Here is a 14,360-nt window from a genome sequence, read left to right as displayed (position 1 = left end):
TGGTACGGTCCACTTCTAAATAACTGTCCCTATTGTACCAAAAAAAGTCATGCCTGCGCATGACTTACTATTTTAATTTGTTGCATCTTTACTGGTAATGTTGGCTTTATCACTAATGGTGACCCCGTTGCGAACGATGCGATAACGCCCCTTTGTGTTACCACTCAGTTCAAACGGCAAACTGACCCGGGTATCGTGCATAATTGCGACGTCTCGGTACAGCGTTCCCAATACGTGATTGTCATCCTGCAAATAAATTTTGACATCATTTGCGGGTGTCGCCGTTGTGGTCAATGACTTGTACGGCAAGGTCAACTTCACGTAAAAGTTTGCCGGGGTCCCCTGACCACTGGGCTGACTCCCACGTGACATGGTTACGGTAATCGTTGATCCGGCCCGAACGTTGTTGCCACCATCCGGCGTTTGATCATAAGAATACCCCGCCTTTTGGTCAGACGAGTAGCCCCGTTTAAAGTTCACGTTTAAATCATTTGACTGTGCATAGTTCACGATGTCAGTCCGGCTCTCACCCGTTAAATCTTTCAACTCAACGTAGCGACTCCCCGCGCTGACCGTAAAAGTGACCGTCGTGGCGGTTGGCAATACGGTACTTCCAGCGACCACGTCCTGGCTAATAATCTGGCCTTCCGCAACGTCCGAAGTACTGAACCGTTCCTGGACATTAAAACCAGCTGACTTCAACGTTTGCCGAACGTCTCGGTAACTTTCGTTGACGTAGTTGCCAAAGCTCATCTTTTTAGCCCCGTTACTAACGGTCAAGTTAACCCGCGCGTGCTGAGAAATAATCGTCTTACTGCCCGGGTCGGACTTAATGACTTGTCCCGTGCGAACGCGGTTACTCTTAATACGTTTCACCTTGCCGACTGACAAATTATGCTTGGCCAACACTTTCGTTGCCGCGGCCTGTGACATGCCAGTGACCTTAGGAACCGTCGTCGACTGAGGCCGACTCAACTCTAAGCCAATGACAATGGCGACCACGAGTAACACGAAGATACTCCCAAAAATAATGATGCGCCGGCGTAACGGGTGTCGTTTAGACCACGACCGGGTCGGTAACGGCTCGTCATCATCTGGCGCCGGTTTAGATTCAGGCGTCTTTGGCTGAACTTCGGCCGACTTTGACACTGGATTACGCGGCATGACCTGGGTTTTACCATCCTGATTCGCCTTAATGGCGGCCTGGATATCCGCACTCGGCATAATCCGTGTTTCATCATTATTCAAATCAGCTGGAATAAACCGTTTTTCACCCGTTCGCGTCGTTGATAACGTGGTCAGTAAATCCGAGGCCATGTCTTCAACCGTGGTATAGCGATCCCGCGGGTCCTTAGCCGTCGCTTGTAAAACAACGTTTTCTAAGGCCTGCGGAATGTCAGCATCAAAATCACGAACGGACGGAATCGCATTTTGGAAATGCTTCAACGCGATTGAAACCGCCGTTTCACCTTTGAACGGGACCGATCCCGTCAACATTTCATACAAAATGATGCCTAACGAATAGATATCAGACTGTTTCGTGGCCATACTACCGCGAGCCTGTTCTGGCGAGAGGTAGTGGACGGAGCCTAAAATCGTATTCGTTTGGGTCATCGAGTGTTCGGACAACGCCACCGCGATCCCAAAATCGGTAATCTTGGCGTTGCCCTGTTCATCAATCAAAATATTTTGGGGCTTGAGGTCCCGATGAATTATATTATGCGCGTGGGCGGTGGCCACAGCACTTAAGATCTGCTCCATGATATCAATGACTTGTTGTAACGGCAGCGGGAAATTTTCCTTAATGTAGTTCTTCAGGTCCATTCCCTTAACATACTCCATAACAAGGTACTGCATACCGTTTTCTTCACCGACATCGTACAGACTAACGATGTGCGGATGCACTAATTCCGTTGTCGCTAAGGCCTCGCGTTGAAACCGTTTAATGGTTTTTGGATCATCGCGCAAGTCTAAACGCAAGAGCTTGACCGCAACATCGCGATCTAAGATTAAGTCGTGTGCCAAGTAAACGTTGGCCATCCCACCTTCACCTAATGACCGAACGATTCGATATCGTCCGCTAAGGGTATAGTTGGGTGTCATTTACCGGCCACCTCACCATCTACCGCAACGATCAAGGCGGTAATATTGTCTAGTCCCCCAGCCGCATTGGCCATTTTGATTAAAGTTTCGCACTTCTGAGCTGCCGTTTGATCAGTCGCTTTCAAAACGCTTGCTAACTGATCATCCGGCACCATGTTGGTTAAACCGTCAGAACAGAGTAGCAACTGGTCCCCGGCGGCCATTTCAAATAAGTTGGTATCGATATCCGCATCTGGCGAAATACCGAGTGTCCGGGTAATAATATTTTTTTGCGGGTGTTTGCGAGCTTGTTCAGCTGAGATTTCGCCCCGTTTAACGAGTTCATTCACTAAGGAATGGTCTTCCGTTAACTGGTGTAACTCACCTTCACGGAACAGGTAGCCCCGACTGTCACCGAGGTTGGCCATTAAGAATTCGTCATCAAAGAGTAAGGCCGCCACCATGGTCGTCCCCATCCCTTTTAAGTCCGAAAACTCACGGGCCTTTTCAATGATGTGCTGGTTTTCGTCCTGAACTTCATTTGCAAGCCACTTAACTGCATCAGTTGGCTGATCAAAAGTCGTATTTTCAAAGCGATACCCCATGTGTGACACGGCCATTTCAGAGGCCACGTCACCACCTTGGTGTCCGCCAATACCGTCCGCGACGATGGCGAAGTTTATCCCCGCTTTATTCTTAAAAACGCCGACGTAGTCTTCATTTTCTTCACGTTGTTGGCCAATATCCGACCGGTATGCAAAATCCACTGTTCACCACTCCACCGTTATTTTTTTTGCAAACAAGCAATGAAAAAGCCGTCTGACATGTAATCGTCCGGATAAATCGACAATGTTTTAACATCCCGATCCACTTTTAAAGCTTGTTTCGTTGGCGTCATCTGCAACTCAAAATCGGGGTGTGCTGCCAAGAATTGCTCAATCACATCCTGATTTTCTTGCCGCAAAATCGTACAAGTGCTATACGTCATGATACCACCTTTTTTTAAGGTTGGGGCTGCCGCTGATAAAATCGCCAACTGAATCTTTTGCAGATTCATACTATCGCTGAGCTGCTTTTCATAACGAATTTCAGGTTTCCGCCGAATAAGGCCTAATCCTGAACAAGGCGCATCAACGAGAATCCGGTCAAAGTGTTCGTCACCAAATTCAGTGCCAACTTTACGGGCATCGAGTTCCGTTGCCGCGACGCGGTCCGCAACGTGCATGCGAGCGGCATTTTCGCCGATTAATTTTACTTTATTAGCGTGAATATCTAAGGCAACAACTTCACCGCCCTGATCCGCATCCAGTTCAGCCGCAATCTGGGTCGTTTTCCCACCCGGCGCAGCACAAGCATCCAAGACTTTATCGCCTGGTTGAACGTCTAATGCGGGAACCACTAGCTGGGCACTTTCATCTTGAACCGTAAACATCCCGTAACGCATGGCTTCGGTGTTAATGGCTTGCCCCTCAGTGACGATCAAGCCTAGTGGTGACACTTCGCTGGCTTCAACGGTCAGGCCATCATTTTCCAAGGCGCTCTGCACGTCTTCAACGGTCGAAACGGTTGGGTTAACGCGCAGGGACTGTTTAGCGGGCTGGTTGAGTGACTTCAAGATGCTGACCATCTTATCGGCACCGAGTTGATCTCGAAGTTCATCAATTAACCAAACTGGCATGCTGTACATCACACTCAAACGTTCGTCGGGGTCTTTAATATCGTCAAAACTAGGTAACCCGCTACGATCCATTTGGTGTAACACACCGGTCACAAACCGCCGAATTCCGGGATGCCCCTTGACCTTGGCGATTTCAATCGTTTCGTTAAAGACGGCTCGTTGTGGAATCTTGTCCAAATACTGCCACTGGTAGACCGCACTCAATAGTAATTCTTTGACCCAAGGATCGATCTGATTAGGGTGGCGTACGAAGGGCTTCAACCAGTATTCGAGGGTCATGCGGTGTTGGATGACCCCGTAAACCATGTTCGTCAGCAGATTGATATCACGACGATCCATCGTGTGATTATTGATCATCTGGTTCAATTGCAAATTGGAATAAGCGCCATCTTTAATTTTTGCTAAGGCTGCCACTGCTAACCAGCGGGGTGTGTTGTCTACTGTACTCATTTACTAATAACCTGCTCTCCGGTCGCGAATTTATCCGCTGACCCATTTAAAAAGTCCGTAATTGTCATTTTTGGTTTTCCTGCCGGTTGAATCGTGTTAACCGCTAAGGCCGTTCCGCTAGCTGCCGCTAAAACGAGCTCATGCTTGGTCTTGCGGACCACTTGTCCAGCCGCTTGCGTCACCTGCTCGTCAAGTGGTGTCACGTCCCAGAACTTGGTCCGTTTACCATCGAGCATCGCGTAGGCGATTGGGGCGGGACGCATCCCTCTAACTTGGTCGTCGATCTGAGTCGCCGTTTGGTTAAAGAAATCCAGTTCTTCCTGTTCTGGTTTGATGGTTGGTGAAAAAGTGACTTGCTCCTCGTCCTGAGGGGTCGCCGTCAACTCGCCAGCTAACAATTTTGGTAGCGTTGCTAACAGTAAGTCACGCCCGACAACGCTGAGTTTTTCAAACATCGTTCCGGTATCATCGGTCTTTTCGATTGGAATCGCTTGTTGGGCTAACATGTCCCCAGCGTCCATCTTTTTAACCATGTAAATAATGGTAATCCCAGTTTCAGCTTCGCCGTTAATGATTGAGTATTGAACCGGCGCACCGCCACGATACTTCGGTAGCAAGGACCCGTGAACGTTGATGGCGCCAACTTTAGCAGCTTTTAAAAGCTTGGTTGGTAAGAATTGTCCAAACGCTGCGGTCACGATTAGATCCGGTTGCAAATCAATAATGTGTTGCATTTCAGGACTGCCACCGATTTTTTCGGGTTGTAAGACTTCAATATCATGCGCCACAGCCACCTGTTTAACGGGGGACGCGGTCAAGATGTGCTTACGCCCCACCTTGCGATCCGGTTGGGTCACAACGGCTAAGACCTGATATTTTTCCTTGATGAGACTTTCTAGAATTGGGGCCGCAAACTGCGGGGTCCCCATAAATACGATTGATGTCATTAAATTATTCCTCCGTACGTTCCAAAATAACGGCACCGTTACATGAAGTGTAATGGCTCCACGTCGATGCCAATCTGGAGACCTTGACGCTGCTGAACTTGCGTTTCGTGCAACAGGGTCGTCAAGGTCTGCTTTAAATTAGGTTCCTGTTTATATTTAATCACAATTTGATAATAATAGCGCCGGTTGACACGGGCAATCGGCTTAGGCGTCGGCCCCAAAATAATCGTATTGGGTGCTAACCGTGGCCGTAACCACTGTAATAGCTGGTACATTCGCTTAGCGGCGACCGCTTCGTCTAAATCACTCGCCGTAATTTGGACCGTGAAGTAGTACGGCGGGTACCCCCCCTGGTGCCGCATCCGCATTTCATACTTGAAAAAGCCTTCGTAATCGTGGTGCTTGGCAAATCGAATCGCATAATGGTCCGGGTTGAACGTCTGAATATAGACGTGCCCCGTCTTTTCGGCCCTGCCAGCCCGACCACTGACTTGCGTTAACAGCTGAAAGGTTCGTTCACTCGCCCGAAAGTCAGGCAAGCCGAGGGCGGTATCCGCGTTGAGCACGCCAACGAGGGTCACGTTAGGAAAATCTAAGCCCTTCGCAATCATTTGCGTCCCAATTAAAATATCAGCCTCGCCACTCCCAAATTGCGCTAACAACTTAGCGTGCGCACCCTTTTTACGGGTCGTATCATTATCCATTCGAATAATACGGGCGTCCGGTAACAAGTCGCGTAATTCTTCTTCAACCTTTTCAGTCCCGGTCCCGTAATACCGAATTTGTCGGCTGTGACAGTTCGGACATACCCGGGGAATGGCTTCTTCATGCCCACAATAGTGACACTTCATCGTGTGCGTGTCCATGTGCAGTGTCAATGAGATATCACAATTTGGACACTTTAAGACAAACCCACAGTCACGGCAGAGCACAAATGACGAGTAACCCCGTCGATTTAACATTAACACACTCTGTTCGTGGCGGTCCAAGCGGTCCTGTAATGCAACTAGTAATGGCGCTGAAAAGTTACTCTCAGCGTGTTGCTGCATTTCCTTTTTCATATCAATGATCGACACACTTGGCATGGGCCGCCGATTGACCCGGTCAGCTAGTAGTAACCGCTGATAAACGCCCTTTTCGGCCCGTGCCCGGGTCTCAAGGGACGGGGTCGCTGAGCCTAAAACGACCGGGCAATTATGGTACCGGCTCCGCCACAATGCGACTTGGCGCGCATGATAACGTGGCGCATCGTCTTGTTTATAAGTACTTTCGTGTTCCTCATCCATTACGATCAAGCCCAGGTTTTTAAGTGGGGCAAATACCGCTGAGCGAGCGCCCACAACGACTTGCGCTTCGCCACGCTGAATGCGGCGCCACTCGTCGTACTTTTCGCCACTGGACAAACCACTGTGCAATACCGCAACGGCTTTACCGAAACGCCCCTTCACACGGTTGACCATCTGCGGCGTTAGCGAAATTTCTGGCACCAGCATTAAGGCCGTCTTGCCTTGTGCTAGGGCGGCCGCCATGGATTGCAAGTAAACCTCGGTCTTCCCGCTACCCGTGACACCTTCTAATAGAAAAGTCGTCGTTTTCGGTGCCTCAATCGCCGTGACGATCTGATCGACGGCAACTTGTTGTTCATCGTTTAATTTTAACGGTTTAGTTGGCTTAATATCGCTTGTTGCGTAAGGGTCCCGGTAGACCTCCACGGCAATTTTTTCTAACCAACCCTTTTTAGCCCCCGCACGAATGGTGGCTTCACTGACACCAAAACGTTCGGTAAAGGCCTTCTGTGCGAGCACTTCCCCGTTTAACGTCGCTAAGCCTTTCAGTAACGCCAATTGTTGGGTCGCCCCCGCCCGGACATCAGCTTCAGCTTCCGTGAGCTCACTAGGTGTCAGAAGCGGTTTAACGGCCAGCTGCGTTTTGCGACGGGCCTGATTTTTAACGTGATAATAAACGTCAACTTGTCCTTCAGCTTGTAACCGCAATAGGTCACTCACCGCTTTAGGCGTCGTCGCAACATCGTCAAACGGCACTTCCGTTTGGTCTTTGAAGACCGTCTGCTGAACGGTACTCGTCGTTTGAGCGGTCACGCGCAACTGCTTTTCATACTTTGCACGCATTACGGCCGGGAGCATTGTCTGAGCACAAGTGATTCGGAATGAAAACGTACTTTCCGCTAACCACTCCGTCATTTCTAAGGCTTCCTGATTTAAGACTGGCGCAAGGTCCACCACCGTATCGATGGCCTTTAAGTCACCGTCGTAGTTCGTCGCTTCATCCAATTTCAAAACGAACCCTTGGACCCGGCGCTTACCACGGCCAAAAGGCACAACGACCCGCATTCCCGGTGTGACTTGCGATTGCCAAGCCACCGGGATCTGATAACTATACGGCCGATTCGTCTGCATTGTCGGCACATCGACTAAAACTTGGGCAATTTGTGCCACACTCGTCTTCCTCTCTTAATAGCTATGCTTTCACCGCACCATCGGCCACCGCGGTCGTCAAAATGGTCCGGGCAATTTCAATTTTTGATAATAACGCCGTTTTCACGGGTTCTTGGTTTGGGCGTAATAACGTGACTTGGTTCGTATCACCGTTAAACCCAACCCCGGGTTTCGAAACATCATTAGCGACCAACAGATCTAACTGTTTACGCGTTAATTTACGTTGCGCATTGGTTAGCAAGTGCTGGGTTTCAGCTGCAAACCCGACCACGTACTGGCTCGTTTTTTGCGGCGCTAGTTGTTTCAAAATATCGGGTGTTTCCGTTAATTGGAGCGTCAGGTCACCGTGATCAGCTGGTTTTTTGATCTTTTGATTGGCGGACTGAACCGGACGATAATCAGAAACAGCCGCCGCCATGACTAACAGGTTCGTCGTCGGAAACGCCGTGTTCACGGCCGTCAACAACTCAGCAGCCGAAGCGACTTTAACCAAGTGAACCCCCATTGGAACGGCGAGCTGATCCGTCGCACTAATCAAGGTCACATCGGCACCCATTTCACGGGCAACCTGAGCAACCGCGTATCCCATCTTACCGGAAGAACGATTTGAAATGTATCGAACCGGATCGATGGCTTCACGCGTGCCACCCGCTGTCACCAGCACGCGCTGGTGGGCTAACGGTAAGTTAGGCGTTAATTGGATCAACTGATCCGTTAGCCAATCAATAATGACTTCTGGTTCAGGCAGCCGCCCTTTGCCACTGTAGCCCTCTGCAAGCATCCCCGTCGCCGGCGTCAAAACGTGCAGACCGTCCGCAACTAACTGGTTTAAATTCCGTTGCGTTGCTGGGTTGGCGTACATGTGCGAATTCATCGCTGGAATCACAAACTTAGGTGCGGTGGTTGCAAGAATCGTCGTCGTTGCGGCGTCATCTGCAATCCCATTAGCGACTTTGGCAATTAGATTAGCTGTCGCTGGTACCATAATCATGGTCTCCGTCCAATCAGCTAACTCGACGTGGACCACGTGTTTAGGATCGGTGGTGGTGAATTCATCTAATACGACTGGTTGTTGCGTGAGGGTTTGAAACGTCAGTGGCGTCACAAACTCTGCCGCGTGGGCCGTCATGGCGACGCGCACCGTCGCCCCCCGTTTCATCAATTGCCGAATCAATAGCAACGCCTTGTAACTAGCAATCCCGCCACTGATGACCACCGTTACGTGCCGTTTATTCCAAATATCCACTATTTCACGTCCTTTGTGGCCGAACTCGAAACTCCCAGCCAAACTTTCAAATTTATAAAACCGTTTTTCGTTACAACGTTAATGGTCGCAACTACACATGGTTTAATTGTATCAAGAATTACATCAGAGTTGTAGTTCAAAGCCGCCTGTAGTCAAACTAAAAATCCCTAGCTGGCCATTTTGCAGACCAACTAGGGATTTCTTTATGACACTCGCCACAATAACCATACCGGTTACGCAGCTAATTTAGCGGAACTAGTTTTCGTCAGTTTCGTCGGGGTCGATCATTAAATCGCCGGCAGCGATTTCTTCTAAGGCCCGACCAATCGTCTTAACGGATTTGTATTCGTTAAGCATTGGGGTTGCCCCAGCATCTAATTCATGGGCCCGCTTGCTAGCTAGCATAATCAATGAGTAACGTGAATTAACCTGTTTCAATAAGTCATCAACTGATGGATATAAGATCATGATTCCGCATCTCCTAACATTTCTTCATACTCGGGCATGACCCGCTTCACACTGTAACGTTCGCTCTTGATAATCGCTTTGATCCGCGCTGCAGCCAACGGCACTTCGTCGTTGATTACCGCGTAATCATAGTTGCGCATCATCTTGATTTCATCGACGGCTTTGGCCATCCGCTTATTGATGACACTCATGTCATCCGTGCCCCGGCCAATAATCCGGTGTTTGAGTTCCATTAAATCGGGTGGTGTCAAGAAAATAAAGACACCGTCAGGCATTTTTTCGCGAACTTGCATGGCACCGTTAACTTCGATTTCTAGGAAAACGTCCTTACCGGCGGCCAAAGACTGCTTGATATATTTTAAGGGCGTTCCATAGTAATTGTCAACATACTTGGCATATTCAAGCATACCGCCGCTGTTAATTTCATCCTCGAATTCATCTTTGGAGACAAAATAGTAGTCCTTTCCATCAACTTCACCCGGACGCATTTTCCGAGTCGTCATCGAGACTGAATATTGAAAATCGTTATCATCTGAGTCAAAGATTTCCTTCCGGACGGTACCCTTGCCAACGCCCGAAGGACCTGATAAGACGATTAACATGCCTTGTTTCGCCATGATCGCAAATTCCCCTTATTAAATATGTTTTAAAGATTATTTTGCACTTTTTGAGCCTAGATTGCAAGTTTTATCAAGCGATTGCGCGGATTAACATCTGCCAATCTAAATTTTTGGTCATTTATGACTTGCATTTTAGAACGCTTGTTCGTATAATGAAAACACAAACAAATGTTCGAGGTGGCCAACATGCAAAATCAACAATCTAATTTAAAATTAATTTCCAAAAATTTACAAGCTTCCTACCGTCAATTTATGGACGACTTCATCGCTGCCCCGACCATCGTTGCGCCGTTACTGCCAACGATGCCGGCTTTCCAGCGGGATTTGTTCTTAAAGCAAGCTCAAACGCAACACTACCGGATCATGTTACAAATGCAACCCAGCCTAACGGAGACTCATCCCTATGATATTCACGGGGTGCTCAAAACGCTGGCGAGTGGCCAGTTAGTCTTGGTCAACCGTCACCAACACGTCACGCACCTGATTGAACCAACGATGATTCGCTATATTAAACGCGCACCACTTAATTAAAATGATATGACTTGCGGTTAAAGATGAAATTTCAGCTAATACAACCTTGCATATTGGTTGAAGTGTTTTAACCGCAAATTAAAAAGATTGATGTTACAGCCCGACCCTACTTCCCTGAATGAGTACGGTGGGTGACCTGTAAATCAATCTTTTTGTTTACCTTACTTTTGAGTTGGATCGGCCCGCTTTTCAATCCAAGCTAAGACCGTATCGGAAATAATCGCCATTAAGGCCGTTGGTAATGCCCCGGCTAAGATGATGGCCCCACCATTCGTGGCGTTAGTTCCCCGAATAATGATGTCTCCTAAGCCACCGGCACCAACGAAGGTCCCAATCGCTGTAATCCCAATTGCTAGCACGAGCGCGTTCCGCAACCCGGCCATGATCACTGATAGTGAGAGTGGTAACTCGACCATGCGTAAAATCTGCCAGCGAGTCATCCCCATCCCCTTACCAGAATCAAGAATGCTAGGGCTAACGTTGCGCATCCCCGTGTAAGTGTTCTTGATAATTGGGAGTAAGGCGTATAGGAAGACCGTGACAATCACGGTGTTCACACCTAAGCCTAACCCAATCATGATGATCGACAGCATCGCTAACGACGGTACCGTCTGAATCACGTTGGCAATCGCAATGACCGCCGCACTTAACTTACTGTGATGCGCAATAAAGATCCCAATTGGAATCCCGATAATGGCCGCAAACAACACCCCATAAATTGAAATTAGAAAATGACGGGTAAATTGGCTAAGCACGTACGCACCGTTTTGTTGGTAGTAATAACCCAATTGCTGCAGCAAATTCATGTGTGCCATTACTTGTCACTCCCTTCAAAGTAGTTATGTTGTTCTAGGAATTGCTTAGCAACCACTTCTGGTTCAACTAAGTTGTTATCCACCTTGTAGTTTAAGTTTTGCATCGTCTTCAAATCGATTTTACCGTTCAAACGACTCAAAATTGGCTTCAATTGTGGATGTTCTTTTAAGACTTTGTTCGTTGCAACGGCACTGGCATTATATGGGGGGAAGAAGTTACGATCATCTTTCAAAATCTTAAGATCGTAACTACCAATCCGACCATCCGTCGAATAACCTAAGATGGCATCCATCTTACCAGATTCCAACGCGTCGTAAACTAACCCAATTTGCATCGGGTAAGTATTCCCAAATTTATAGCCGTACAACTTCTGGAAGTCGTCGTAACCGTCACCCTTCCGTTCCAGCCAAGTTTGGTCCAACCCGACCGTTAACTTAGAAGCGACTTTTTTCATATCACTAATCGAATTCAAATGGTACTTCTTAGCCGTCTTTTGGGTCACCATAAACGCGTACGTATCGGCGAACCCATAGGATGGGAAGTACGTCATGTGGTACTTCGAATTAAACTGTGAACGAACTTTGTCATCAGTCGCCTTCACATTGCCCCGATCGGCGGTTTCACCTAAAATCGTCGTTAAATCGGTCCCGGTAAAACGAATCGATGAAATATCGGCCTGGTTATTTTTCAAAGCGTTGAAACTAACCGTCCCAGAACCCAAGTTATTAATGATTGTCGTGTTCAGTTTAGAATAGTGCTGAATCATATCCTGAATCACGTACGCCATAATTTGTTGTTCCGTCGTATTTTGTGAGGCAATTCGAACCGTGTCAGAAGACGTCCCCGACAAACCAGGGAAACCGCAACCAGCAAGTAAGACACCACTCGCAATCGTCGCGATAACGCCTAAAATCCATTTTTTAAATTTTCTCATCTCGTTATCCCCCTTACGCCTGTGTTGTCCGTGGGGTAACAGCGGCTTCGAGCTTGCCGAGTAACCAATCCACAACGAGGGCCAGGATGATAACTGGAATTGACCCACCTAAAATCAGGTCAGTTCGGTAAAGGTTTAAACCATTGAAAATAAAGTCCCCAAGGCCACCAGCACCAATATAGGAAGCTAATGCGGCCCAAGCAATCACGTACGTTGCTGATAACCGAATCCCAGACATGATGACCGGTGCAGCCATGGGTACTTCGACTTTAATGATCGACTGACCACTCGTCATGCCCATCCCTTTAGCGGCATCAATCAACGCCGGCTCGACGTCTTTCATCCCTAAATAGGTATTACGTAAAATCGGCAATAGCGAATAAATGAACAGCGCCACGATTGCCGGAATCTTCCCAATCCCAAAGAACGGAATCATCAACGCTAATAGCGCCATTGCGGGAATCGTTTGTAACATACTGGCAATCGACATTACCACGTTGGCCACGGTCCCATTCGCACGGGTCAATAAGACCCCGATGGGCACCGCAACGATCACGCCGAGTAACAGCGCAAAAGCCGAGATGTACAGGTGTTGCCAGGTTTTAACTAGCAGCTGAGCCCCGTAAGTTTGTAAGAAACTCATCATTAGGCTTCACCGCCCTTGGCACGCGCGGAGTCGGCGTCTTCGTCCTCCCCGTGGTGAATGTTGTTCGTTTCTTCATCTGCCTCTTCATCGCCCCAGAGCGCATCGTACACGATATCAACCAAGGTTGCCCGTGTCACGATTCCGACTAGCCGGTGATTGTCATCAACGACGGGGATGTTTTTCAAGCCCCGTTTCAAAATCCGCTCAACGGTATCACGAATCAATGAATTGGACTGAACATAGAACAGGTCCTTCTTCATGATGTCACTGACACTGGTTGCGGAATTAAAGTTATAATCCACGTCTTCAATGCCAATCACACCTTTTAAGATGCCCGCTTCGTCAGTCACTAACAGTGAGTCAACTCGCTTATCATGCATTAACCGCAACGCATCGGTCAAAGACTTGCCCGGGGTCGTTGCGATTGGGTCTTTGAGCATCACTTGCCCAACGGTCGTTATACTTGGCCGCGCTTGAATCAACCGGTCTTTCCCAATCAAATTCTCAACGAATTCGTTAGCAGGATGGCGTAAAATACCGTCTGGCGTATCAACTTGCATGATTTCGCCACCGTCCATGATGACGATCCGGGTTGATAGCTTCAACGCTTCATCCATATCATGGGTCACAAATACGAAGGTCTTACCCAAGCGTTCCTGTAAATCTTTGACCAAGTCTTGTAAGGCTTCACGAGTAATTGGGTCCAAAGCCCCAAAAGGTTCATCCATTAAAACTAAGTCTTGGTCCGCAGCTAACGCCCGAACAACCCCGATCCGTTGCTGTTGCCCACCTGATAACTGGGATGGATAGCGGTCTAAGTAATCTTCTGGTAATTCAACCAGCTTAATCATTTCTTTGGCCCGTTCGTCCATCTTATCTTGTGGCCATTTAAGTAAACGCGGCACTAAGGTGATATTATCTCTAATCGTCATGTGTGGCATCAGCCCGATGTTTTGAATCACGTAGCCAATTTGGCGGCGTAATTTCACTGGGTCCATCTTACTGATATCTTCGCCATTTAACTTGATAGTGCCGGAAGTCTGACTTAACATCCGATTGATCATCCGCATGGTCGTCGTTTTACCTGAACCAGAAGTCCCGATGAAACAAACAAACTCACCTTTTTCGATTTCCAGATTAAAATCTTCAACGGCGACTTTGCCACCAGGATACGTCTTGTTCAAATGTTCCATTGTCAGAAACAACCTCATCACTCCAATCATTTTTCTGCTTATTCAGTTCACTTAATAAACTGTACCCTAATTAGCATAACGTATATTAAAAGTAAATTGCAAACAACATGCCATGTAAATGCGGAATTTCGGGCACAGAACTGCTTTTTATGCGCTAATATTCACAATCACTAAAGAGTGGGAGACAAAACGCAAAAAGCCATTCAGAAATATCAACTATTTCAGAATGGCTTTCCTTATTACTATGGTCGAAACGTGGGACAAAAGGCAATTTGTTCCGCTTAACCCAAAAT

General features: G+C 47.9%; 13 protein-coding genes. 1 reads left to right on the top strand and 12 read right to left on the bottom strand.

Annotated features, from left to right (window positions below; genetic code table 11):
- Positions 1-72 precede the first annotated feature (72 nt).
- From pknB to gmk, 8 genes are all read right to left on the bottom strand, one after another.
- Positions 73-2,103, bottom strand: a complete 2,031-nt coding sequence (gene pknB / locus AAA939_RS06785) for a Stk1 family PASTA domain-containing Ser/Thr kinase (RefSeq protein ID WP_338210922.1) — start codon at positions 2,101-2,103, stop codon at positions 73-75.
- Entirely contained in the window at positions 2,100-2,849 is a 750-nt protein-coding gene (locus tag AAA939_RS06780) for a Stp1/IreP family PP2C-type Ser/Thr phosphatase (protein WP_338210924.1), read from the bottom strand. Before AAA939_RS06780 ends, pknB begins: the two co-directional genes overlap by 4 nt.
- Positions 2,850-2,866: 17 nt before the next feature.
- On the bottom strand, positions 2,867-4,210 hold the full coding sequence (rsmB, locus tag AAA939_RS06775; protein WP_338210925.1) for a 16S rRNA (cytosine(967)-C(5))-methyltransferase RsmB: 1,344 nt from the start codon (positions 4,208-4,210) through the stop codon (positions 2,867-2,869).
- The gene (gene fmt / locus AAA939_RS06770; protein WP_338210927.1) at positions 4,207-5,157 is read right to left on the bottom strand and encodes a methionyl-tRNA formyltransferase; all 951 of its coding nucleotides are present in this window, start codon (positions 5,155-5,157) and stop codon (positions 4,207-4,209) included. Before fmt ends, rsmB begins: the two co-directional genes overlap by 4 nt.
- Before the next feature lie 38 nt (positions 5,158-5,195).
- Positions 5,196-7,613, bottom strand: coding sequence for a primosomal protein N' (gene priA, locus AAA939_RS06765; protein ID WP_338210929.1), 2,418 nt, complete (start codon positions 7,611-7,613; stop codon positions 5,196-5,198).
- A 22-nt stretch (positions 7,614-7,635) separates the two neighbouring features.
- Positions 7,636-8,859 carry a bifunctional phosphopantothenoylcysteine decarboxylase/phosphopantothenate--cysteine ligase CoaBC gene (gene coaBC, locus AAA939_RS06760; RefSeq protein ID WP_338210931.1) on the bottom strand — a complete coding sequence of 408 codons (1,224 nt, stop codon included), beginning with the start codon at positions 8,857-8,859 and terminating at the stop codon, positions 7,636-7,638.
- 255 nt (positions 8,860-9,114) lie between these two features.
- The gene (gene rpoZ / locus AAA939_RS06755; protein ID WP_057707029.1) at positions 9,115-9,327 is read right to left on the bottom strand and encodes a DNA-directed RNA polymerase subunit omega; all 213 of its coding nucleotides are present in this window, start codon (positions 9,325-9,327) and stop codon (positions 9,115-9,117) included.
- Positions 9,324-9,944 (bottom strand): guanylate kinase, encoded by a 621-nt coding sequence (gene gmk / locus AAA939_RS06750; RefSeq protein WP_057707028.1) that lies wholly within the window; start codon positions 9,942-9,944, stop codon positions 9,324-9,326. Before gmk ends, rpoZ begins: the two co-directional genes overlap by 4 nt.
- Before the next feature lie 189 nt (positions 9,945-10,133).
- Between gmk and AAA939_RS06745 the strand changes: the two genes are divergently transcribed.
- Complete coding sequence (locus AAA939_RS06745) at positions 10,134-10,478, top strand: hypothetical protein (protein WP_338210934.1); 345 nt, start codon at positions 10,134-10,136, stop codon at positions 10,476-10,478.
- Between the two features lie 161 nt (positions 10,479-10,639).
- Here the strand turns inward: AAA939_RS06745 and AAA939_RS06740 are convergent, their stop codons facing one another.
- The 4 genes from AAA939_RS06740 to AAA939_RS06725 are packed head-to-tail and all read right to left on the bottom strand — an operon-like array spanning position 10,640 to position 14,067.
- Entirely contained in the window at positions 10,640-11,293 is a 654-nt protein-coding gene (locus AAA939_RS06740) for an ABC transporter permease (RefSeq protein ID WP_338210936.1), read from the bottom strand.
- Positions 11,293-12,228 (bottom strand): osmoprotectant ABC transporter substrate-binding protein, encoded by a 936-nt coding sequence (locus AAA939_RS06735; RefSeq protein ID WP_338210938.1) that lies wholly within the window; start codon positions 12,226-12,228, stop codon positions 11,293-11,295. Before AAA939_RS06735 ends, AAA939_RS06740 begins: the two co-directional genes overlap by 1 nt.
- Before the next feature lie 13 nt (positions 12,229-12,241).
- The gene (locus AAA939_RS06730; protein ID WP_057707024.1) at positions 12,242-12,874 is read right to left on the bottom strand and encodes an ABC transporter permease; all 633 of its coding nucleotides are present in this window, start codon (positions 12,872-12,874) and stop codon (positions 12,242-12,244) included.
- Positions 12,874-14,067, bottom strand: a complete 1,194-nt coding sequence (locus AAA939_RS06725) for a betaine/proline/choline family ABC transporter ATP-binding protein (RefSeq protein WP_338230657.1) — start codon at positions 14,065-14,067, stop codon at positions 12,874-12,876. Before AAA939_RS06725 ends, AAA939_RS06730 begins: the two co-directional genes overlap by 1 nt.
- Positions 14,068-14,360 lie beyond the last annotated feature (293 nt).

Source organism: Lactiplantibacillus paraxiangfangensis (assembly GCF_036246185.1).
Taxonomy (GTDB): Bacteria; Bacillota; Bacilli; order Lactobacillales; family Lactobacillaceae; genus Lactiplantibacillus; species Lactiplantibacillus paraxiangfangensis.
The sequence above is the reverse complement of the archived record's forward strand: the minus strand, read 5'-3'. Positions and strand labels throughout refer to the sequence as shown.